A 22146-nucleotide genomic window follows, 5' to 3' on the forward strand; every position below is an offset into this window, starting at 1 on the left:
CAACCGGCGAAGCCCAACAGCGCATCGGTATGCGCCATGCTTTGAGTGGTCATTATGGCAAAAGTTCGGCCTCCGCGCGGCAATAACCGCACCGGATCGACGTTGGGATCAAAATCCGGCAATGCCCTGGCGCGCCAGTTGCAGGGCGATAAACCACATCACCGCGCCTACCAGCAGGTTAATGATGCGCTGGGCTTTGGCGGTGCGCAGGCGTGGTGACAGCCAGGCGGCCAGCAGCGCCAGACCAAAGAACCACAGGATCGACGCACTAATGGTGCCCAGCGCAAACCACTGACGCGCGGTGGTGGTCGGCAACTGACCGCCAAGACTGCCCAGCACCACAAAGGTATCGAGATAGACGTGCGGATTGAGCCAGGTCACTGCCAGCAGCGTCGCGATAATGCGTCCCCTGCTCTGCTTTAATGGCTCACCGTCCGCCAGATCGGCGTCGCCGCGAAAAGCGCTACGCAGTGCGCCCCAGCCATACCACAACAGAAAGGCTACGCCCGCCCAGGTGATCACCATCAGCAGCAGTGGAGACTGGCTCAGCAAGGCACTGCCGCCAAAGATCCCACCGCAGATCAGCAGAATATCACTCAGCGAGCAGAGGGCCGCCGTCATCAGATGATACTGACGCTTCACGCCCTGATTCATCACAAAAGCGTTCTGTGGTCCCAGCGGCAGAATCAGCGCGGCGCCCAGGGCAAGCCCCTGAAAATAGAGAGATAACACAGGATTATTTCCTCACATCGTTAGAGGAGGAGAAGTATAAAGAGAGAGGATGATTAGCGGAAATTGAAAGAATTAATCTGCGATTAGCAAAATGAATGGGCGACAGACGCCGCCCACTGAAAGATTACTGTGGCTGAACCTGGGTTGCTTCTGCTTCAGGCGCCGGCTTCTGATGCAGATGCACATCCATCTGCGGATAAGGAATACCAATCCCTTTTCCATCCAGCGCTCGCTTAAAGTTCTTCAGCAGATCCCAGTAAACGTCCTGCAGGTCGCCGCTGTTGCTCCAGCAACGCACCACAAAGTTCATAGAGGAGGCTGCCAGTTCGTTAAGACCGATCTGGATACCTTTATCTTTCAGCACGCGGCTATCCGCTTCAACAACCTGTTGCAGTAAGGCGATCACTTCATCCACATCCGCCTCGTAAGCCACGCCAATGATAAATTCATTACGGCGAACCGGTTCACGCGAGAAGTTGACGATGTTCCCGCTGATGATCTTGCCGTTTGGCACCACCACGATTTTGCCGTCTGCCGTTCTCAGCGTGGTGGAGAAAATCTGCACATGCAGCACGGTTCCCATAACGCCGCCCAGATCGACGAACTCGCCGGTGCGAAACGGACGGAAGGTGACCAGCAGAACGCCTGCAGCAAGGTTAGAGAGTGACCCCTGCAGCGCCAGACCCACGGCCAGACCCGCAGCACCCAGCACGGCAATCACCGAGGCGGTCTGCACACCGATGCGTCCCAGCGCTGCGATAACGGTGAAGGCGATAACCCCATAGCGCACCAATGCGGAGAGGAAGTCCGCCACGGTAGCGTCTATGTGACGGGCGCGCAGCAGGCGATTTACGGCATTAGAAATGATACGGGCGATAATCATCCCGATAATAATGATGGCAATAGCTGCAACGATATTTACGGCATAGCTGATGATCAGCGCCTGATTGCGAACCAGCCAGTTACCTGCGTTGTTTAAGCCGTCGACGACGTGTAACTCTTCCATTAATAAGCCCTGTTGTTAGATTCCCACCGGGAATGAAAAAACTGCCAGATGACATCCGACACCCTGCCATCAAGGGTAATCAATTATCTCCTTAAGCGCCAAACCGACCGGCGTTTAACCCTGTTTTTCCAGAAATTGTGCATAAAAAAAGGCCCTTTCGGGCCTTTTTTGTACGGTAACGACTCGTCAGTTACAGCACGTCGACAGCGTTAAGCTCTTTGAAAGCCTGTTCCAGACGCACCACCATAGAGGCCTGGGCTGAACGCAGCCAGACGCGTGGGTCGTAGTATTTTTTGTTTGGCTTGTCAGCGCCTTCCGGGTTACCCAGCTGCGACTGCAGATAGCCTTCGTTCTTTTTGTAGTACTGCAGGATGCCGTCCCAGGTTGCCCATTGGGTATCGGTATCGATGTTCATCTTGATCACGCCGTAGCTGATAGACTCTTCGATTTCTGCAGCAGAAGAACCTGAACCGCCGTGGAAAACGAAGTCCAGCGCGTTGTGCGGCAGGCCATGTTTTTCACACACATATTTCTGCGAATCGCGCAGAATGGTTGGGGTCAGTTTCACGTTACCTGGCTTGTAAACGCCGTGAACGTTACCGAATGATGCCGCAATGGTGAAGCGCGGGCTGATAGCATTCAGTTTTTCGTACGCGTAGTTCACATCTTCTGGCTGGGTGTACAGTGCAGATGCGTCCATGTGGCTGTTATCAACGCCATCTTCTTCACCACCGGTGCAGCCCAGTTCGATTTCCAGCGTCATGTCGAGTTTCGCCATGCGCGCCAGATATTTGCTGCTGATCTCGATGTTCTCTTCCAGTGACTCTTCTGACAGGTCGATCATGTGAGAAGAGAAGAGTGGCTTACCGTTTTTCTGGAAGTACTCTTCACCTGCGTCCAGCAGACCGTCGATCCATGGCAGCAGTTTCTTGGCACAGTGGTCAGTGTGCAGGATAACCGGCACGCCATACTGCTCAGCCATCAGGTGGACATGGTGCGCACCCGCGATAGCGCCGAAAATTGCCGCGCCCTGTGGTTTGTCAGTTTTGAAGCCTTTACCCGCGATAAATGCAGCACCGCCGTTAGAGAACTGGATGATGATTGGCGCTTTAACTTTCGCCGCTGCTTCCAGTGCCGCATTGATGGAGTCGGTGCCGACGCAGTTTACGGCTGGCAGTGCGAATTTGTTCTCTTTCGCAACTTTGAAGATCTTCTGTACGTCATCACCAGTGACAACGCCGGGTTTTACGAAATCAAAAATTTTAGACATGATTGTGTCCTGTTTCGTGACCGTTGTTCCCCTTGAGGAACGTCGATTTAAACGCCCAGACGGGCAAGACTTCAGGCGATGCCGCCAGGCATCGCCCCCAAAGGATTACTGCTTCGCACGCTCTTCCAGCATGGCAACTGCAGGCAGTTTTTTGCCTTCCACGAACTCAAGGAACGCGCCGCCGCCGGTAGAGATGTAGGAAATTTTGTCTTCGATGCCGAACAGGTCGATAGCCGCTAAGGTATCGCCGCCGCCTGCAACAGAGAAGGCATCGCTGTCTGCAATGGCGTTAGCCACGATCTCGGTGCCTTTACGGAAATTAGGGAACTCAAACACGCCCACCGGGCCGTTCCACAGGATGGTTTTAGCATCCTTCAGGATGGCAGCCATCGCCTGTGCGGTTTCATCACCAAAGTCCATAATCTCTTCGTTATCCGCAACTTCAGAAACCTTTTTCACGGTAGCGGTCGCAGTTTCAGAGAATTCTGTGCCGACACGTGAGTCAGTTGGAACCGGAATACCGTGCTGATCGCGCAGGCCTTTAGCCGCTTCAACGAAGTCTGGCTCATACAGAGATTTGCCGACGTTGTTGTCGATAGCGACGAAGGTGTTGGCAATGCCGCCGCCCACAATCACGGTGTCCGCGATTTTGACCAGAGATTGCAGCACATCAAATTTGGTAGAGACTTTAGAACCCCCTACCACAGCCACCAGCGGACGCTCCGGATTGCTCATGACTTTACCCAGCGCTTCCAGTTCTGCAGAGAGCAGCGGGCCAGCACAGGCGATAGGGGCAAATTTGCCGACGCCGTGGGTAGAAGCCTGTGCGCGGTGCGCGGTACCAAAGGCGTCCATCACAAAGACGTCGCACAGAGCAGCATATTTTTTAGACAGTGCTTCGTCATCTTTCTTTTCGCCTTTGTTAAAGCGAACGTTTTCCAGCACAACCAGTTCGCCAGCGCCGACTTCAACGCCATCGAGGTAATCTTTTGCCAGGGTCACGGTGGTGCCGCTAAGCTTGTCTTTCAGGTAGTTAACTACCGGCAGCAGCGAGAACTCTTCATTGTATTCACCTTCGGTCGGACGACCCAGGTGAGAGGTAACCATTACTTTCGCGCCCTGTTTCAACGCCGCTTCAATGGTTGGCAGAGAAGCACGGATACGTGCATCAGACGTCACTTTACCTTCTTTAACCGGTACGTTCAGATCGGCACGGATCAGAACGCGTTTACCAGCCAGATCCAGATCGGTCATCTTAATTACAGACATGGTGAATCCTCTCGTTGATTCTCATAAGTTTTGCCAGACGCATACCGCGTCTTACCTGAAACCGCTTGCGGCCATCGCTAACGTCGTGTCGAGCATTCGGTTAGCAAAGCCCCATTCGTTGTCACACCAGACCAGGGTCTTGATAAGGTGTTGACCGCTGACCCGCGTTTGTGTTCCGTCCACAATGGCACTGTGCGGATCATGGTTAAAATCTACTGAGACTAACGGTAATTCCGTATAGTCAACTATACCACGAAATGTCCCTTCTGCCGCGCTTCGCAACAGGGTGTTAACTTCACACGCCGTCACCGCCTGATGCACAGAAACGCTGAGATCAATGGCCGTCACGTTAATCGTCGGAACGCGAACGGCTATCGCCTCGAAGCGATCGTTGAATTTCGGAAAAATACGGGTAATGCCTGCCGCCAGGCGAGTGTCCACCGGGATGATCGACTGACTGGCTGCACGCGTACGGCGCAGATCGCTGTGATAGGCGTCGATCACCTGCTGATCGTGCATCGCCGAGTGGATCGTGGTGACGGTGCCGGATTCGATACCAAACGCATCATCCAGCAGTTTGATCACCGGGATAATGCAGTTAGTGGTACAGGAAGCGTTGGAGACGATGCGGTCACTGGCGGTGAGTGACTGCTGGTTAACGCCATACACCACTGTGGCGTCGAGATCGTTTCCGCCGGGATGAGAGAACAGCACTTTTTTGGCGCCAGCCTGAAGATGCGCTTCGCCATCAGCGCGTGAGCCATAGACGCCGGTGCAGTCCAGCACCACATCCACGTCGAGTTCACGCCACGGCAGATCGGCAATGGCTGCACGGTGCAAAATGCGCAGGGTATCGCCACCCACCCACATTACATCGCGCTCCTGGCGGACATCGAAAGCAAAACGGCCATGGCTGGTATCGTATTTCAGCAGATGCGCCATACCGGTGGCTTCTGCCAGCTCGTTAATCGCGACCACGGTGATCTCTGCACGTCGGCCCGTTTCATACAGCGCGCGCAGGACGTTGCGTCCAATCCGGCCAAAACCATTTATCGCTATCCGTACCGTCATTTCTCTCCTGCCACGTCAGACTGAAAAAAACGTGCCGTTAGCCTGAGCGTTTCACTGCATTTTGTACAGGAGATTCTTACCCGGCATTGTCCGAAACCAGGGCGATTTGCCTGGCGACTGAAACGGTTCAGCTACAATAATAGAAGGAAGGAATAACAGGAATGATTGTGATCAATCTGGCTGCTTAAATTTGGATCTGCGTCACAAATTAAGGCAAGAGGCGGTTATTACTGCAGGAATAAAAAATAAAAGGGGACGAAAATTTCGTCCCTCTGTTTTTACAGTCGGGCGGGAACAGGCCCGCCTGACCGGTTTTACGCCAGCAGCGCTTTCGCTTTCGCGACGACGTTGTCGACGGTAAAGCCAAACAGTTCGAACAGCTGATCGGCAGGTGCAGATTCGCCGAAGCTGGTCATGCCCACGATAGCGCCGTTCAGGCCGGTGTATTTGAACCAGTAATCAGCGATGCCCGCTTCGATTGCGACGCGTGCGCTGACCGCTTTTGGCAGCACGGATTCACGGTACTCATCACTCTGCTTGTCGAAGGCATCCGTTGATGGCATAGAGACCACGCGCACTTTGCGGCCTTCGCTGGTGAGTTTGTCCCAGGCACCGACAGCCAGTTCAACTTCGGAACCGGTGGCGATCAGGATCAGCTCAGGCGTGCCATCGCAATCTTTCAGCACGTAACCGCCGCGCGCTACGTTAGCCAGCTGTGCCGTGTCACGATCCTGCTGCGCCAGGTTCTGACGGGAGAAGATCAGCGCAGTCGGGCCATCTTTACGCTCAATGGCATATTTCCACGCCACCGCGGATTCAACCTGGTCACATGGACGCCACAGGCTCATGTTTGGCGTGGTGCGCAGGCTCGCCATCTGTTCAACCGGCTGGTGCGTCGGGCCATCTTCGCCCAGACCGATAGAGTCGTGGGTGTAGACCATGATCTGACGGATCTTCATCAGTGCCGCCATACGCGCTGCGTTACGCGCATATTCAACAAACATCAGGAAGGTCGCGGTGTAAGGCAGGAAGCCGCCGTGCAGCGCCAGGCCATTGGCGATTGCGGTCATACCGAACTCACGCACGCCGTAGTGGATGTAGTTACCCGCAGCATCTTCGTTGATCGGCTTAGAGCCAGACCAGATTGTCAGGTTGCTGGGTGCCAGATCGGCTGAGCCGCCCAGGTATTCCGGCAGAATTTTACCGAAAGCTTCAATAGCATTCTGTGAGGCTTTACGGCTGGCGATCTTCGCCGGGTTCGCCTGCAGCTGCTCAACGAACTTCTGCGACTCTTCCTGCCAGTTAGCTGGCAGTTCGTTGCTGACGCGGCGTTTAAACTCGGCAGCCAGTTCAGGATGAGCCTGTGCGTAAGCGGCGAATTTCTCATTCCATGCAGACTCTTTCGCCTGGCCTGCTTCTTTCGCGTCCCACTCAGCGTAGATATCAGAAGGAATAACGAACGGCGCGTGGTTCCAGCCCAGCTGTTTGCGGGTCAGTGCCACTTCATCATCACCCAGCGGTGCGCCGTGTGAATCATGGGTACCGGCTTTGTTCGGTGAACCAAAACCGATAACGGTTTTGCACATCAGCAGGGAAGGCTTGTCGCTGACGCTTTTCGCTTCCTCGATCGCTTTCGCAATCGCATCCGCATCGTGACCATCGACGCCGCGCACCACGTGCCAGCCATAAGCTTCAAAGCGCTTAGCGGTGTCGTCGGTGAACCAGCCATCAATGTGACCGTCGATAGAGATACCGTTGTCATCATAAAACGCCACCAGTTTGCCCAGCTTCAGCGTACCGGCCAGTGAGCAGACTTCGTGCGAGATACCTTCCATCATGCAGCCATCACCCATGAAGACATAGGTGTTGTGGTCTACGATGTCATGACCCGGACGGTTGAACTGTGCTGCCAGCGTGCGCTCAGCAATGGCAAAACCTACTGCGTTAGCGATGCCCTGCCCCAGCGGGCCGGTAGTGGTTTCAACGCCCACGGTGTAGCCATATTCCGGGTGACCTGGAGTTTTTGAGTGCAGCTGACGGAAGTTTTCCAGTTCGCTCAGGGGCAGATCGTAGCCGGTCAGGTGCAACAGGCTATAGATCAGCATTGAGCCGTGACCGTTAGAGAGCACGAAACGGTCGCGGTCAGCCCACAGCGGGTTGGTTGGGTTGTGGTTCAGGTAGCCGCGCCAGAGTACTTCAGCGATGTCCGCCATGCCCATTGGGGCACCCGGATGTCCCGATTTCGCTTTCTGTACTGCATCCATACTTAACGCACGAATGGCGTTGGCAAGCTCTTTACGAGAGGGCATTTTCTACTCCAGGTCGGATTAATGCTTCGCACCTTAACTTATTGTTATTAATGAGTTACCGGGCAAAACAAGGAAAAAGTTGCCCATCAATGTACATGAGAAACGGGGCAAAAGTACATGCTGTAAAACGCTAAATGCAGCCGCTTCGTATGGCTTTTCCAGCCATATCTGCTAGCAAAGTGCAGACTGGCACGCTATAACCAAATCGTTTATTCACCTGTCTGAGTTTCAGGTGTTTGTTTTTCTTACCTTGTTATGAATGGGATACAGCATGAAAATCAAAAAAATGGTGTTAGCGCTTGGACTGACGACGCTGCTCAGTGGCTGTCAGGGTTTAGACAATAATGCGCTGATGCAGTCGGGCGCGCAGGCGTATCAGGCTTATACCCTCAGCGACGATCAGGTAAAACAGCTGAGCGATAAATCCTGTGAGCAGATGGACAAAGATAATCAGATTGCGCCTGCTAACAGTGATTATCAGCAGCGTCTGAACAAGATCGCCGCGGCGCTGGGCGATAACATCAACGGCGTACCGGCTAACTACAAGGTTTATCAGACCAAAGATGTCAACGCCTGGGCGATGGCAAATGGCTGTATTCGTGTTTACAGCGGTCTGATGGATATGATGACTGACAATGAAGTGGAAGGCGTGCTGGGTCATGAGATGGGTCACGTCGCGTTAGGCCATACGCGCAAGGCGATGCAGCTGGCGTATGCCACAACCGCGGCCCGCACCGCAGCCGCCTCGGTTGGCGGCGTGATTGGTTCACTGTCGCAGTCGCAGCTGGGTGAAATGGGTGAAAAACTGGTGAATGCGCAGTTCTCCCAGACGCAGGAGTCACAGGCGGATGACTACTCCTACGACCTGATGAAGAAGCGCAATATCGATCCAATGGGCCTGGCCACCAGCTTTGAAAAGCTGGCGAAGATGGAACAGGGACGTCAGAGTTCGATGTTTGACTCGCATCCCGCCTCTGAAGCGCGCGCAGCGCATATTCGTGAGCGAATTGCTGCCGACAGCAAGTAATCCTGCCTCTGAGCGCGCATGCATCCGGCGTGCGCGCTTAGCCGTGCGAAGTCCGCTAGCGCTTAAATATCTGATCCACCATCGAGCCCAGATCCAGCTTATTGTCATGCAGCGCCTGTTCATCCATGTGTCCCTGCGGCGACATTTTATCAATCAGCTGCGGCAATAGCGCGGCCAGCGTACCCGATGCCCCTTTCACATCGGTGCCGAGTTTGTCGGCCAGTGACTGCAGTTCATCCTGACCAAAAGCAGACTGAATCTCACTGTGGCCAACCGGATGGTTATCGCCGGTGCCGATCCAGGAACCAAACACCTCACCCAGCCCGCCCTGCTGGAATTTTTGCAGCAGCACTTCAATACCGCCCTGCTCCTGCACCCAATGCCAGACAGCCTGTAACTGTCCCGGCGGATGCCCTTCACTCTGGTTGCCATCCAGTGCGCCAGCCAGTTCATCAAGAAAGCCCATGATTATCTCCACTACGCCATTTTTACGCTGTAAGTTTAGTTGCAGATAGGGGTTCGCGCCTGACGGTTACCCGTCGGGGTCAGAAGGGAATCGATCGGATCATGGCAAAGAGAGGAAGATCACAGCAGCGGCGTCTGCCCGATGGACAGGACGCCGCGTTCAGCGCCTGCCGGACTGAAGCCGACAGGCAGCAGGCATCAGCCTTTGTTTACAGCCTGAACATGCAGCATATCCAGCGCCAGCGTAGCCGCTGCCAGTGCCGTCAGATCAGCATGATCGTAACCCGGTGCGACTTCCACCAGATCCATGCCGACAACGTTCATGCCCTGCAGGCCACGGATCAGCTTGGTCGCTTTATCGGTGGTCAGGCCGCCAATCACCGGCGTGCCGGTGCCAGGCGCATGCGCCGGATCCAGACAGTCGATATCGAAGGTCAGATAGACCGGCAGATCGCCGACGGTGCGTTTCACTTCGGCGAGGATATCGTCAACGCTGCGGTCATTGACCTGCGCCGCATCCAGCACGTTGAAGCCCAGGCTCTTGTCGAATTCGGTGCGGATACCAATCTGCACTGAGTGCTGCGGATCGATCAGACCCTCTTTCGGCGCGGTAAAGAACATGGTGCCGTGGTCAAAGGTCGGGCCGTTGGAGTAGGTGTCGGTATGCGCATCAAAGTGCACCAGCGCCATCTTGCCGAAGTGTTTTGCATGCGCGCGCAGCAGTGGCAGTGTGACGTAGTGGTCGCCGCCAAAGGTCATCATGCGCTTGCCATTGGCCAGCAGTTTTTCAGCATGGGCCTGCAATTTGTCGGAGAGATCCTGCGAATCACCGAAGGCGTAAACCAGATCGCCGCAATCGACGACGTTCAGACGCTGACGCAGGTCGAAATCCCACGGCCAGCGGCAGCCTTCCCAGGCCAGATTGGTGGAGATCTGGCGAATCGCACCCGGACCCAGGCGGCTGCCCGGACGACCCGAGGTCGCGGCATCAAACGGCACGCCGGTGATAACCCACTCGGCGTCGCTGTCGTAAGGCTGAAAATTCAGCGGAAAACGCATGAAACCAAAGGCGTTAGAAACCAGGGAGTTGTCGTACTGATTGCCAAGCGTGTTATGCATAATTGCTCTCTCTATGTGCGTAAGTCGGGCCAGCCCGCAAACCATTAAGGTTGAGATGAAAAAAATCCCCTCCGCGTCGTTAGGCCCGACGAGGAAGGGATTGAGTGAGTCAGATTATCGACATAGTTAACGGCAACTGCAATATGCGATTACCGGTCGCCAGGATCGATTATTCATCTTCTAAATAGGTATAGCCGTAGAGGCCGCTCTCGAACTCTTCCAGGAACTGCGCGCGCAGCTCTTCGTCGAGATCGGATGCCTGAACCTGATTGCGGAACAGCGCCATCAGCTCGTTGGGATCAAGCTGCACGTAACGCAGCATGTCCGCCACGGTGTCGCCTTCATCGGAGAGCTGCACTTCCACATCGCCATTTTCGCGTGCGTAGACATCCACCGCTTCGGTGTCACCAAACAGGTTATGCATGTTGCCCAGAATTTCCTGATAAGCGCCCACCATAAAGAAGCCCAGCATGGGTGGGTTATCAAGGTCATATTCCGGCATCGGCATGGTCGTCGCGATACCGTCGCCATCCACGTAGTGATCGATGGTGCCATCGGAGTCACAGGTGATGTCGAGCAGCACGGCACGGCGCTCCGGCTTCTTGTTCAGGCCTTCCAGCGGCAGTACCGGGAACAGCTGATCGATACCCCACGCATCCGGCATTGACTGGAACAGCGAGAAGTTAACGTAGATCTTATCCGCCATCCGCTCCTGCAGTTCGTCGATGATTGGACGGTGTGCACGGTTGCTCGGATCGAGATGCTGCTGAATATAGTGGCAGATGCTCAGGTAGAGCTGCTCAGCCCATGAACGCTGCTTGAGATCGTAGGTGCCTGATGAGTAGCCGGTATGGATATCAAACAGATCCATCTGGCTGTCATGCAGCCATTCACGCAGCGAACGGCGGGTACTTGGCTCGTGCATCTCCTGCCAGGTTTCCCACATGCTGAGGATCGGGCGCGGCGCATCCGCATCCGGCGTTTCAGGTTCGCTGAACTCGTTGCGCTCCACCCCAATGATGTTGGAGACCAGCACCGTGTGGTGCGCGGTTACGGCACGGCCCGACTCGGTGATCACCGTCGGATGCTCCAGACCGTGCTCATCACAGGCAGCACCAATCGCCCAGATTACGTTGTTGGCATACTCATTCAGGCCGTAGTTGACCGAGCAGTCAGACTGCGAGCGCGTTCCTTCGTAATCGACGCCCAGACCGCCGCCGACGTCGAAACATTTGATGTTGACGCCCAGCTTGGCCAGTTCGACATAGAAGCGCGCCGACTCACGCACGCCGGTAGCGATGTCGCGGATGTTGGACATCTGCGAGCCCAGATGGAAATGCAGCAGCTGCAGGCTGTCGATGCGACCCGCTTCGCGCATGATCTCAACCAGTTTCAGCACCTGGGTGGCTGACAGGCCAAACTTCGACTTTTCGCCGCCGCTCGACTGCCATTTACCGGAGCCCTGCGAAGCCAGACGCGCACGGATACCAAGACGCGGCACCACATTCAGACGCTCTGCTTCTTCCAGTACCAGCCGCACTTCGGTCATCTTCTCCAGCACCAGATAGACCTTATGGCCCATCTTCTCGCCGATCAGCGCCAGACGAATATATTCGCGATCTTTATAGCCGTTACAGACGATCACTGAACGGGTCTGACCGGCGTGCGCCAGCACCGCCATCAGCTCGGCTTTTGAGCCCGCTTCCAGTCCCAGCGGTTCGCCGGAGTGGATCAGTGACTCAATCACGCGTTTGTGCTGGTTAACTTTAATCGGGTAAACCAGGAAGTAGTCGCCTTTGTAACCGTAAGATTCACGCGCACGTTTAAAGGCGGCGTTAATGGAACGCAGACGGTGTTGCAGGATCTGCGGGAAGCAGAATAAAGCAGGCAGACGCTGGCCCTGCGCTTCGCGCTCTTTGACCAGACGAGCTAAATCGACGCGCACGTCAGGACGATCCGGATCGGGACAGACACTGATGTGGCCCAGTTCGTTAACGTCGTAATAGTTGTTGCCCCACCAGGCGATGTTGTACGTACGCAACATTTTGCTCGCATCCTGATCGTTCATTGCAACCTCCTGCATGGAGCGGAGTGTACCCTGTTCGCCAGCTGACGAACCTTTGATATTCTTCATGTCGTCAGACATCGCGAACCTCAATTTTCCGTTGAAAGATGAAACTGTTAACCGGCTTTATGGCCGCTAATCTGAAAACCTGTTGCCACATTAAACGCAATGTCCTGTTCACCTGACGTTGCCGTCAGCGCGATTCACGCATGAGAGTTAAGTGTAAAACACCCGGGCCATCTCCGTTTAAACAGAGAACATTTAACTGATCTGTATTGACCATGGATAACCTGCGTCGTTCCGCTGCGCGTGCGCAGAGAAGAGACAAAACCGATCGAGCAGAGATAAAGATTAGCCTGCGCCTGTGTCGGTAAAATTACCGCATCGGACATCGCGTCGGCAGGAAAGAGAAACAGATGGGAGGCAGGAGAGAGCCAGCGCAGCGCCGCAGCGCAGAGAACCGGAAGAAGAAAAAGCGTGGTTCATTACTTGTATCACCTCCGCATATGCCAGGGGCACATGGAAAACAACCTGGGTGAAAGCCAGACCAGAGTCTGACAGGCGCGACGCAAACAGTGGCGTCATCCTTGCTGCTGCTATCAAAGCAGCGGCGTTTTATACAGTTTACAGCCCTAAAATGCAAAAATATTATCGGGGAATTGCGTGTAGCGTCAGCAAATTATGCCGATAACAGAGACAGGTTAAAGGCTGAAACAGAAAAAGGGCTGGTAATTGGTTTACCCTCTATCCTAAAATAGCCGTCCAGATGGTTTTCCATCTAAACAGGTTACTATCCAGGCGGTGTTGGCCTGCTGTGCTGACACAACCTCACTGCTCGCGGCTTTGCCTGAAGGGGCGTCAGGTCAGACCACCTCACTGGCGCTATGCAGTCGTACTCAAACCATATTTAAGGTAAAGAACAGAATGGCTAAACACCTTTTTACGTCCGAGTCTGTATCAGAAGGACATCCCGATAAAATCGCCGACCAGATCTCCGATGCTGTGCTGGATGCGATCCTTGAACAGGATCCTAAAGCGCGCGTGGCCTGCGAAACCTACGTTAAAACAGGTATGGTGCTGGTTGGCGGTGAAATCACCACCAGCGCCTGGGTTGATATCGAAGAAATCACCCGTAAAACCGTACGTGAAATCGGCTATGTCCATTCCGATATGGGCTTTGACGCCAACTCCTGCGCGGTATTAAGCGCGATTGGTAAACAGTCTCAGGATATCAATCAGGGCGTTGACCGTACCGATCCGCTGGAACAGGGCGCGGGCGACCAGGGCCTGATGTTCGGCTATGCCACTAATGAAACAGACGTGCTGATGCCTGCGCCGGTGACCTATGCGCACCGTCTGGTACAGCGTCAGGCTGAAGTGCGTAAAAATGGCACCCTGCCGTGGCTGCGCCCGGATGCCAAGAGCCAGGTCACTTTCCAGTATGACGATGGCAAAATCGTGGGCATCGATGCAGTTGTGCTCTCTACCCAGCACGCTGAATCCATCAGCCAGAAAGATCTGCAGGAAGCGGTGATGGAAGAGATCATCAAGCCGGTTCTGCCCGCAGAGTGGCTGAGCGCCTCGACCAAATACCACATCAACCCAACCGGTCGCTTTGTGATCGGCGGCCCGATGGGCGATTGCGGTCTGACCGGTCGTAAAATCATCGTAGACACCTACGGCGGCATGGCGCGTCATGGTGGCGGTGCGTTCTCGGGTAAAGATCCATCTAAAGTTGACCGCTCTGCAGCCTATGCGGCACGTTACGTGGCGAAAAACATCGTAGCGGCCGGCCTGGCTGACCGTTGTGAAATCCAGGTCTCCTACGCTATCGGCGTGGCTGAACCCACTTCTATCATGGTGGAAACCTTCGGCACAGAGAAAATCTCTACCGAACAGCTGACGCTGCTGGTGCGCGAGTTCTTCGACCTGCGTCCATATGGTCTGATCCAGATGCTGGATCTGCTGCACCCAATCTATAAAGAGACCGCAGCTTACGGTCACTTTGGTCGTGAACATTTCCCATGGGAAAAAACCGACAAAGCTGCCCTGCTGCGTGAAGCAGCTGGCCTGTAAGGTTACCGGCTGCTGATAAAAAACCCTGCCACTGCGGCAGGGTTTTTTATTGCCTTTTCAGCCCCATTGCTAACCGGAGCAATTTTGCTCCCGCTACCCTTCTGAACGACAGGCCAGCGCAATTTCTGGTGAGCGCGTGACGACAAAAAAAACGCATCTGCCCGACATCTTCTTCTCTCTGCAGCAAATTTTCAGTTCTCAGCTACACTTCTTTTCGCTTTTTCTGACGACTAAATGTTAACGATTACAAATTGAAATGCTTTGTTTATCCGATATTTAGGAATTAACGCACGTAGTTATTCTGCTGAAAATGCGTTATTTTCAGCGTCGTCTGATAGCCAGTAAATAGAGCATTGTCAGAAACTTAATGAGTGCTATACCTCACTGGTTAATTAATCTTTCCGGGAAAAATATGCTGAATTTCAGGGTTTCAGCGTGTGTAAGCGATTACACTGATGTGATCAGGCTCACTTTTTTCCCGCAAAAGGTTTTTTAACATTGATAAAAACAATGATGGATAAACCTGGAGGCTAAAATGCCTGGCAATACACACAAAAGCAGAACTTCAAATAAGGCGATGACCTTATTTGTCTGCTTTCTGGCGGCCCTTGCGGGTCTGCTGTTCGGTCTGGATATCGGCGTTATCGCCGGTGCTCTGCCGTTTATCGCAAAGGACTTTAACGTCACCCCTCATCAGCAGGAGTGGATCGTCAGTTCCATGATGTTTGGTGCGGCGGTCGGTGCTATCGGCAGCGGCTGGATGTCATCCCGCCTGGGCCGTAAAAAAAGCCTGATGGCCGGTGCGATTCTGTTCGTTATCGGTTCACTCTGGTCGGCGATGTCGCCAAACCCGGAAATGCTGATCAGCGCCCGCGTTCTGCTGGGTCTGGCAGTCGGTATCGCCTCTTATACTGCCCCGCTTTATCTTTCTGAGATCGCTCCGGAAAAAATTCGCGGCAGTATGATTTCGCTTTATCAGCTGATGATCACCATCGGTATTCTTGGTGCTTACCTGTCCGATACGGCGTTCAGCTTTACCGGTAACTGGCGCTGGATGCTGGGCATCATCACTATTCCGGCACTGTTGCTGCTGGTCGGCGTTTTCTTCCTGCCAAACAGCCCACGCTGGCTGGCGGCACGAGGCAACTTCCGCGATGCACAACGCGTACTGGATCGTCTGCGTGACACCAGCGAGCAGGCAAAACGTGAGCTGGAAGAGATCCGTGAAAGCCTGAAGATCAAACAGTCTGGCTGGGGTCTGTTCACCAGCAGCAGCCACTTCCGTCGTGCGGTCTATCTCGGCATCCTGCTGCAGGTAATGCAGCAGTTTACCGGCATGAACGTCATCATGTACTACGCGCCAAAAATCTTTGAAATCGCGGGCTTCACCAACACCACCCAGCAGATGTGGGGCACGGTGATTGTGGGTCTGGTTAACGTACTGGCGACCTTTATTGCCATTGGCCTGGTGGATCGCTGGGGTCGTAAACCTACTCTGATTCTGGGCTTTATGGTGATGGCAGCCGGTATGGGCGTTCTGGGTACGATGCTGCACTTCGGCATTCACTCGCCGGGCGCACAGTACTTTGCGGTAGGTATGCTGCTGATGTTCATCATCGGTTTTGCGATGTCAGCCGGTCCGTTGATCTGGGTACTCTGTTCCGAAATTCAGCCGCTGAAAGGCCGCGATTTCGGTATCACTGTCTCCACCACCACCAACTGGATCGCGAACATGATCGTAGGTGCGACCTTCCTGACGATGCTGAATACGCTGGGCAATGCGAACACCTTCTGGGTCTACGCACTGCTTAACCTGTTCTTCATTCTGCTGACGGTGATGCTGATCCCTGAGACCAAAAACGTCTCGCTGGAACACATCGAACGTAACCTGATGGCAGGTAAAAAACTGCGCGACATCGGTTCACGCGACTAACTTTACCCGGTAAAAAACGCGGTAAAAAAAACGGCGGGGTTTCCAGAGAAACCCCGCCGTTTTTATTTGTTCAACGCCCCACTACGCTGTGGTTACCCGCGTTACCGGCAGGGGCCGCCGTATGCAGCAGAGCGCCAGTGCCATAATGAAAATGGTCGCGGTCTGATTATAGGGCAGCACCGAATCGGTCAGTCCGGTGGTAAATAGCGCCACCATCGGCAGCGCCACGCCGCGCAGATCACACTTCTTCATCCAGCCCGCCAGCACAGTCAGATAGAGCAGCGCCAGCGACGCCGTACCCAGCCAGCCCTGCAATGACGTCACCTCGAGGAACTCGTTGTGCATGTTGTATTTAACGTTGGTGAAGCCTTCAACATTGAGAGGATAGTGCGCAGTGATGAACTGACGCGCCTCAGTGGTGCGCGCATCCGGCGTCGCAAAACCGCCATGGTGCTCAATAAAGTTGACCGCCCCGCCCCAGATGGCGACACGTGCGCCCAGCGAGGTCGAACTGTTTGAACCAAAGTTCTCAATATCCTGCACCCCCTCCACCCAGCGGTTGCTGGTCATCAGAATCAGTACCGCCATTACGCCCACCAGCAGAGCGCTAATCCGCCAGTTGGTCAGCAGCGACAGCCGGTAGGTCTGCACCAGGAACAGCAGCCCCACGGCAATCAGCGCAATCAGGGTCACACGGGTGCCGCACAGGTAGAGCAAGGCAAAGGTCACTGCCAGCACAGCGATATCGGCAACCTTCCAGTAAGCGTGCGTCTCATAGCGGCTTAGCCACAGCCAGGCACAGTAGATAAACAGAATCATGTAAGAAGACATGGAGGCGGCTTCGGTGGTGAGCTTGATGCGGATATTCTCAGTGTAGAGATGCTCGTGGATACCAAAGCCCAGCGTAATCAGCAGGCCAAGAAGGATGAGCCCTTTTCCGACGCGTAGCGTAGTCAGGGAGACACGATCCCCATAAACAGCCAGACTGAGCAGCACAAAGGCACCCATCAACAGCCGCTTCGCGCCCAGCAGATAGTTGCCCATATTAGTGATGGCATCGCCTGAGGGCGCGGTTTCGATCCCCTTCACGTGAATCGCCCAGAACAGTCGAATCAGGGCAAAGATAATCAGCACAGCAAACAGGGCGATATAAAAACCGTTCTCTTTAAAGTCCACCCGCCTGCGCACCAGGCCATACAGCACGGACGCGACAGAGAGATAAGAGACCAGATAAAATATTTTTTGCGGCAGGCCAGTAACAAACATATTCAGTGACAGCGCCAGGCAGAGCGCAATAACTGAAAAATTAACCATTAACGTTAATCCATTGCGACTGATTTTATTCGTCATGCTTAACCTCAGTAAGGCGGTTAAACACACTCATCAGGTGCTTCATATAATTTTCCTCATAAAAACCGGTGATGCTCGCTTTAATAGCCTGATGATCGGGGAAGTGGAAATCCCCGCTCATAGCGTTGAGAATCGCGGCCAGCGCCATGCTGTCATGGGTGGGATAGAGTTGACCATTAATACCGTTCTGAATAATTTCCGCCGGGCCGCTGATGCAGTCGGATGAAACACAGTAGACGCCGCGCGACATCGCCTCCAGCAGGATCAGCGGGAAGCCTTCGAAGTTAGAGGTCATGACCAGGCAGGTGACCTGTCTGATATGGCGGATGACATACTCCCAGGCATTCTCCTGCCAGCCATGCCAGGTGATGCGATCCTGAATGCCGAGTTGCGTCACGTAGTGCTGACATTGCGTCAGATCTTCCCCGTCACCCACTATCTCCAGCGTCCAGGGCGCATCCAGCTGCTGCAGGGCATCAAACAGATCTTTAAGCTGTTTCTGCCGCTGATAATGGACGCGACCAATATAGAGAAACTTCAGCGCCTGGGGTCTGCCGATTACCGTGTCATTGCGTTTGATCGGGTTATAGATCACGTCAACGTCAGTGGCGCGTGCACCCAGTTCCACCAGCTGCTCTTTAATCTGATTACTGATCGCAAAATGGTGATCGGCCCGCAGCAGATAATGGGGACGATAACGTTCACGCGGAGGCAGGTGCATCCAGCTCGACAATACGATTTTACGTCCTGAAAGCGTGATTGCCCGGCGCGTCATCAGGCAGGGAATGGTGTTGAGGGTCAGGATATGATCGGGCTGATAACGACGAAAGAAGGCGGCCATTCTCAGCGTATGAATAAGATTTTTTATTTTCTTATTCCGCAGCGTGCAGACGCTCTCAGCCAGAACAGCATTGGCGGTCCAGGCGCGGGAGTGGCTCTCCTCTCCGCTGTTGATAATAAACAGCCCTGCTTCGGTACCGGGTTCCGCATTCAAGGCCTTAATCAACTGACCGGTCACATTTTCCATCCCACCACGACCGGCCATCAGATCCGTCACCAGCACAATCCGTTGTTTCCTGACGTTATCATTATTTTTCATTGGTTTATCCATGCCCTGTGCCGTTCGCTTTTCATCCATCCACTCTGCGGTGAATGTCATTAATAGAATATTCTAAAAAAGCCCATAACAATATTTAAACCAGAAATTTTCCCCCAGCCAGAACCACACTTGTCGCTGGCGACGTTGAGTTCCTGCGCGGCGGCGATTATTCTGAGCGCCATGAAAACGCCTCGTCTCCCCATTGCCCTGCAGCAGGCCGTAATGCGCTCGTTGCGCCAGTCGCTTGAACGTGCGAATCAGGCGCTGAAAACCCGTTATCCGGAACCGAAGCTGCTCTACCAGCAGCGTGGTACGGCGGCGGGCACCGCCTGGCTGGCGTCCTGGGAAATTCGCATCAATCCTGTGCTGCTGCTGGAAAACCAGCAGGCATTTATCGATGAAGTGGTGCCGCATGAGCTGGCGCATCTGCTGGTCTGGAAGCAATTTGGTCGCGTTGCGCCGCACGGCAAAGAGTGGAAGTGGATGATGGAGCAGGTGCTGGGCGTTCCGGCACGGCGTACTCACCAGTTTGAGATCGCATCCGTACGCAGCAACACCTTTGCCTACCGCTGTCAGTGTCAGCAGCATCAGCTGACCGTGCGCCGCCACAATCGTATACTGCGCAAAGAGAGTGAATATCGCTGCGTGCACTGTGGCAGCCTGCTGATCGCGGGTGAATTTGTCGCGTCCTGAGAAGAATCCCCATTCCGCCCTATTCCACATTCTGTTACCCTGCCGCCCTTTTTCGTACTGAGTAGAAATCTGGAATATGTCTCGCATACTAAGTCTGGCGGTTGCGCTGCTGTTTGCGCCCGCCGCTGACGCCCTTAACCTGAATAACTATCATCAAAATAACTTTCAGCAGGCCAAAACCTTTGCGGCGGCGATCAACGCCGATGCGCCGGGTTCTTTTTACTGTGGCTGTAAGATTCAGTGGCAGGGAAAAAAGGGGATTCCCGATCTCAACAGCTGTGGCTATCAGGTGCGCAAAAACGCCAATCGCGCCGCACGCATTGAGTGGGAACATGTGATGCCCGCCTGGGAGTTTGGTCATCAGCGCCAGTGCTGGCAGGATGGCGGTCGTAAAAACTGCAGCAAAGATCCCGACTACCGCCGCATCGAAACCGACCTGCACAACCTGCAGCCTGCGGTGGGTGAAGTGAATGGCGACCGTGGCAACTTCGCCTACAGTCAATGGAACGGCAGCGAGCAGCAGTACGGCCAGTGTGAGATGAAGATCGACTTTAAACTCAAACAGGCGGAGCCACCTGCGCGTGCGCGAGGTGCCATTGCCCGCACCTATTTCTATATGCGCGACCAGTATCATCTGCGTATTTCGCGCCAGCAGACGCAGCTGTTTACCGCCTGGAACAAGCTCTATCCCGTGACAAAATGGGAGTGCGAACGCGACCAGCGCATTGCAAAGGTTCAGGGCAATCACAATCCTTATGTGCAGCAGGCTTGCCAGCGCTAAAATCCCTGCCCTACACTAGCTCTTTTTCCAATGACGCCGCTGCAGCGCGGCGTCCGGTCTCAGGAACCTTATGCGCATACCTCGCATCTATCACGCCGGTCCATTAAGCATCGGCAGTGAAATTACCCTGGATGAAGATGCATCCAATCATGTGGGCCGGGTGCTCCGGATGACGGCAGGTCAGCGTCTGGAACTCTTTGATGGCACTAATCTGACTTTTGCAGCAGAGATCACGCATGTAGATAAAAAGCGTGTAAAAGTATCGGTCACAGAGAGCCAGCCGGACGATCGCGAGTCACCGTTACATCTGCATTTAGGTCAGGTGATGTCGCGAGGTGAAAAAATGGAATTCACTATCCAGAAATCGATCGAACTGGGCGTGAATGTCATTACACCCTTGTTTTCCGAGCGCTGTGGCGTAAAGCTTGATGCTGAGCGTCTGGCGAAGAAGATCCAGCAGTGGCAGAAAATTGCTATTGCCGCCTGCGAGCAGTGCGGCCGTAATCGCGTGCCGGAGATTCGTGAAGCGATGACGCTGGAAGCCTGGTGTGCAGAAGCAGATAGCGGACTGAAGCTTAATCTGCATCCGCGCGCCAGCCACAGCATCAACACGCTGCCCCAGCCTGTTGAGCGGGTAAGGTTGCTGATTGGCCCTGAAGGCGGTTTGTCTGCGGACGAGATTGCGATGACGGCGCAGCACGATTTTACTGACATTCTGCTTGGCCCACGGGTATTGCGTACCGAAACTACCGCGCTGACGGCCATTACGGCACTTCAGGTGAGGTTTGGCGACCTGGGTTAAGCGATACTTTCAGCGGAAAGAGAGCAGGCATGATGTCCTGACCGATCGGCCCACTGCAGACCGAACCAGACGAGGCGGTAAATGCCGCCTCACCGAGGAGATAATAATGATTAAACTTGGCATCGTGATGGACCCTATTTCGTCCATCAATATTAAAAAAGACTCCAGCTTCGCTATGCTGCTGGAAGCACAGCGCCGTGGTTATGAAATTCACTACATGGAGATGCACGATCTCTCACTGCGCGGTGGCGTGGCCTCGGCCCGCACCCGCCTGCTGACCGTCGAGCAGAACCCTGAGAACTGGTATCAGTTCGGTAGCGAGCAGGTGATCCCGCTGGCTGACCTGAATGTGGTGCTGATGCGCAAAGATCCGCCATTCGATACCGAGTTCATCTATGCGACCTATATTCTGGAGCGCGCTGAAGAGCTGGGTACGCTGATCGTGAACAAACCGCAGAGCCTGCGTGACTGTAACGAAAAGCTCTACACCGCCTGGTTTGCCGAGTTTACGCCTGACACCCTGGTGACCCGCAGCAAAGCGCAGCTGCGCGCTTTCTGGCAGGAGCATGGCGACATCATCATGAAGCCGCTGGATGGCATGGGTGGTGCGTCGATTTTCCGCGTGAAGAAAGATGATCCTAACTTTGGCGTGATTACCGAAACCCTGACCGAGCATGAGAGCCGTTTCTGCATGGCGCAGAATTATATTGCGGCGATCACCGAGGGTGACAAACGCGTGCTGGTCGTCGATGGCGAGCCGGTGCCTTACTGCCTGGCGCGTATCCCGCAGGGCGGTGAAACGCGTGGCAACCTCGCCGCCGGTGGTCGCGGTGAAGCGCGTCCGCTGAGCGAAAGCGACTGGGAAATCGCGCGCCGTGTTGGCCCGACGCTGAAAGCAAAAGGGCTGATTTTTGTCGGTCTGGACATCATCGGTGATAAACTGACTGAAGTTAACGTGACCAGCCCAACCTGCATTCGTGAAATTGAGGCTGCGTTCCCGATCTCCATCACCGGCATGTTGATGGATGCCATTGAGAAGCGCCTGGGCTGAGCATGACGCCGGGGCGAAGCTCCGTGAT

General features: G+C 54.5%; 18 protein-coding genes. 7 read left to right on the top strand and 11 right to left on the bottom strand.

The features are described from left to right. Window positions 1-108: 108 nt before the first annotated feature. The 6 genes from argO to tkt all read right to left on the bottom strand — a co-directional run bounded on the left by argO (window position 109) and on the right by tkt (window position 7657). On the bottom strand, window positions 109-732 hold the full coding sequence (gene argO / locus HFD94_RS12390; RefSeq protein WP_010671062.1) for an arginine exporter ArgO: 624 nt from the start codon (window positions 730-732) through the stop codon (window positions 109-111). 124 nt (window positions 733-856) lie between these two features. After that, complete coding sequence (mscS, locus tag HFD94_RS12395) at window positions 857-1738, bottom strand: small-conductance mechanosensitive channel MscS (protein WP_010248833.1); 882 nt, start codon at window positions 1736-1738, stop codon at window positions 857-859. Window positions 1739-1928: 190 nt separating this feature from the next. Beyond that, a complete protein-coding gene (gene fbaA, locus HFD94_RS12400) occupies window positions 1929-3008 on the bottom strand; it encodes a class II fructose-bisphosphate aldolase (RefSeq protein WP_010248835.1) in 1080 nt (359 codons plus the stop codon). Window positions 3009-3113: 105 nt separating this feature from the next. Continuing rightward, entirely contained in the window at window positions 3114-4277 is a 1164-nt protein-coding gene (gene pgk / locus HFD94_RS12405) for a phosphoglycerate kinase (RefSeq protein WP_010248837.1), read from the bottom strand. A 51-nt stretch (window positions 4278-4328) separates the two neighbouring features. Continuing rightward, entirely contained in the window at window positions 4329-5348 is a 1020-nt protein-coding gene (epd, locus tag HFD94_RS12410; protein ID WP_122889641.1) for an erythrose-4-phosphate dehydrogenase, read from the bottom strand. Between the two features lie 314 nt (window positions 5349-5662). Beyond that, entirely contained in the window at window positions 5663-7657 is a 1995-nt protein-coding gene (gene tkt / locus HFD94_RS12415) for a transketolase (protein ID WP_033785631.1), read from the bottom strand. Between the two features lie 271 nt (window positions 7658-7928). Between tkt and HFD94_RS12420 the strand changes: the two genes are divergently transcribed. After that, complete coding sequence (locus HFD94_RS12420; protein WP_031592558.1) at window positions 7929-8684, top strand: M48 family metallopeptidase; 756 nt, start codon at window positions 7929-7931, stop codon at window positions 8682-8684. 55 nt (window positions 8685-8739) lie between these two features. Here HFD94_RS12420 and HFD94_RS12425 read toward each other — a convergent pair whose 3' ends face one another. From HFD94_RS12425 to speA, 3 genes are all read right to left on the bottom strand, one after another. Beyond that, the gene (locus tag HFD94_RS12425; RefSeq protein WP_010248845.1) at window positions 8740-9150 is read right to left on the bottom strand and encodes a YidB family protein; all 411 of its coding nucleotides are present in this window, start codon (window positions 9148-9150) and stop codon (window positions 8740-8742) included. A 197-nt stretch (window positions 9151-9347) separates the two neighbouring features. Further along, window positions 9348-10268: an agmatinase gene (speB, locus tag HFD94_RS12430; protein ID WP_167433177.1), complete on the bottom strand. Its 921-nt coding sequence runs from the start codon at window positions 10266-10268 to the stop codon at window positions 9348-9350. 169 nt (window positions 10269-10437) lie between these two features. Further along, a complete protein-coding gene (gene speA, locus HFD94_RS12435; protein ID WP_010248849.1) occupies window positions 10438-12414 on the bottom strand; it encodes a biosynthetic arginine decarboxylase in 1977 nt (658 codons plus the stop codon). 843 nt (window positions 12415-13257) lie between these two features. On the opposite strand from speA, the gene metK reads away from it, so the two are divergent. Together metK and HFD94_RS12445 are read left to right on the top strand one after the other, a co-directional pair. Beyond that, window positions 13258-14409, top strand: coding sequence for a methionine adenosyltransferase (gene metK, locus HFD94_RS12440; RefSeq protein ID WP_010248851.1), 1152 nt, complete (start codon window positions 13258-13260; stop codon window positions 14407-14409). Window positions 14410-14944: 535 nt separating this feature from the next. Beyond that, the gene (locus HFD94_RS12445; RefSeq protein ID WP_010248855.1) at window positions 14945-16342 is read left to right on the top strand and encodes a sugar porter family MFS transporter; all 1398 of its coding nucleotides are present in this window, start codon (window positions 14945-14947) and stop codon (window positions 16340-16342) included. 81 nt (window positions 16343-16423) lie between these two features. Here HFD94_RS12445 and HFD94_RS12450 read toward each other — a convergent pair whose 3' ends face one another. Continuing rightward, window positions 16424-17656 (bottom strand): O-antigen ligase, encoded by a 1233-nt coding sequence (locus HFD94_RS12450; RefSeq protein WP_082204009.1) that lies wholly within the window; start codon window positions 17654-17656, stop codon window positions 16424-16426. A gap of 25 nt (window positions 17657-17681) precedes the next feature. Continuing rightward, complete coding sequence (locus HFD94_RS12455) at window positions 17682-18830, bottom strand: glycosyltransferase (protein ID WP_122889639.1); 1149 nt, start codon at window positions 18828-18830, stop codon at window positions 17682-17684. 141 nt (window positions 18831-18971) lie between these two features. Here HFD94_RS12455 and HFD94_RS12460 point away from each other — a divergent pair, with 141 nt between their 5' ends. The 4 genes from HFD94_RS12460 (at window position 18972) to gshB (ending at window position 22118) form a co-directional block, all read left to right on the top strand. Next, a complete protein-coding gene (locus HFD94_RS12460; protein WP_010671067.1) occupies window positions 18972-19484 on the top strand; it encodes a SprT family zinc-dependent metalloprotease in 513 nt (170 codons plus the stop codon). A gap of 76 nt (window positions 19485-19560) precedes the next feature. Further along, window positions 19561-20265, top strand: a complete 705-nt coding sequence (endA, locus tag HFD94_RS12465) for a deoxyribonuclease I (RefSeq protein WP_010671068.1) — start codon at window positions 19561-19563, stop codon at window positions 20263-20265. A gap of 70 nt (window positions 20266-20335) precedes the next feature. Then, the gene (rsmE, locus tag HFD94_RS12470; RefSeq protein WP_010248866.1) at window positions 20336-21067 is read left to right on the top strand and encodes a 16S rRNA (uracil(1498)-N(3))-methyltransferase; all 732 of its coding nucleotides are present in this window, start codon (window positions 20336-20338) and stop codon (window positions 21065-21067) included. A gap of 106 nt (window positions 21068-21173) precedes the next feature. After that, window positions 21174-22118 carry a glutathione synthase gene (gene gshB, locus HFD94_RS12475; RefSeq protein WP_010248868.1) on the top strand — a complete coding sequence of 315 codons (945 nt, stop codon included), beginning with the start codon at window positions 21174-21176 and terminating at the stop codon, window positions 22116-22118. Window positions 22119-22146: the final 28 nt, after the last annotated feature.

It is taken from the genome of Pantoea sp. EKM20T, from assembly GCF_011800485.1.
Lineage (GTDB): Bacteria > Pseudomonadota > Gammaproteobacteria > Enterobacterales > Enterobacteriaceae > Pantoea > Pantoea agglomerans.

What these genes read in the sequence shown, in the direction of transcription:
- mscS (WP_010248833.1), bottom strand. Translation starts at nt 1,738, where the DNA reads ATGGAAGAGTTACACGTCGTCGACGGCTTAAACAACGCAGGTAACTGG.
- fbaA (WP_010248835.1), bottom strand. Translation starts at nt 3,008, where the DNA reads ATGTCTAAAATTTTTGATTTCGTAAAACCCGGCGTTGTCACTGGTGAT.
- pgk (WP_010248837.1), bottom strand. Translation starts at nt 4,277, where the DNA reads ATGTCTGTAATTAAGATGACCGATCTGGATCTGGCTGGTAAACGCGTT.
- epd (WP_122889641.1), bottom strand. Translation starts at nt 5,348, where the DNA reads ATGACGGTACGGATAGCGATAAATGGTTTTGGCCGGATTGGACGCAAC.
- tkt (WP_033785631.1), bottom strand. Translation starts at nt 7,657, where the DNA reads ATGCCCTCTCGTAAAGAGCTTGCCAACGCCATTCGTGCGTTAAGTATG.
- HFD94_RS12420 (WP_031592558.1), top strand. Translation starts at nt 7,929, where the DNA reads ATGAAAATCAAAAAAATGGTGTTAGCGCTTGGACTGACGACGCTGCTC.
- HFD94_RS12425 (WP_010248845.1), bottom strand. Translation starts at nt 9,150, where the DNA reads ATGGGCTTTCTTGATGAACTGGCTGGCGCACTGGATGGCAACCAGAGT.
- speB (WP_167433177.1), bottom strand. Translation starts at nt 10,268, where the DNA reads ATGCATAACACGCTTGGCAATCAGTACGACAACTCCCTGGTTTCTAAC.
- speA (WP_010248849.1), bottom strand. Translation starts at nt 12,414, where the DNA reads ATGTCTGACGACATGAAGAATATCAAAGGTTCGTCAGCTGGCGAACAG.
- metK (WP_010248851.1), top strand. Translation starts at nt 13,258, where the DNA reads ATGGCTAAACACCTTTTTACGTCCGAGTCTGTATCAGAAGGACATCCC.
- HFD94_RS12445 (WP_010248855.1), top strand. Translation starts at nt 14,945, where the DNA reads ATGCCTGGCAATACACACAAAAGCAGAACTTCAAATAAGGCGATGACC.
- HFD94_RS12450 (WP_082204009.1), bottom strand. Translation starts at nt 17,656, where the DNA reads ATGGTTAATTTTTCAGTTATTGCGCTCTGCCTGGCGCTGTCACTGAAT.
- HFD94_RS12455 (WP_122889639.1), bottom strand. Translation starts at nt 18,830, where the DNA reads ATGGATGAAAAGCGAACGGCACAGGGCATGGATAAACCAATGAAAAAT.
- HFD94_RS12460 (WP_010671067.1), top strand. Translation starts at nt 18,972, where the DNA reads ATGAAAACGCCTCGTCTCCCCATTGCCCTGCAGCAGGCCGTAATGCGC.
- endA (WP_010671068.1), top strand. Translation starts at nt 19,561, where the DNA reads ATGTCTCGCATACTAAGTCTGGCGGTTGCGCTGCTGTTTGCGCCCGCC.
- rsmE (WP_010248866.1), top strand. Translation starts at nt 20,336, where the DNA reads ATGCGCATACCTCGCATCTATCACGCCGGTCCATTAAGCATCGGCAGT.
- gshB (WP_010248868.1), top strand. Translation starts at nt 21,174, where the DNA reads ATGATTAAACTTGGCATCGTGATGGACCCTATTTCGTCCATCAATATT.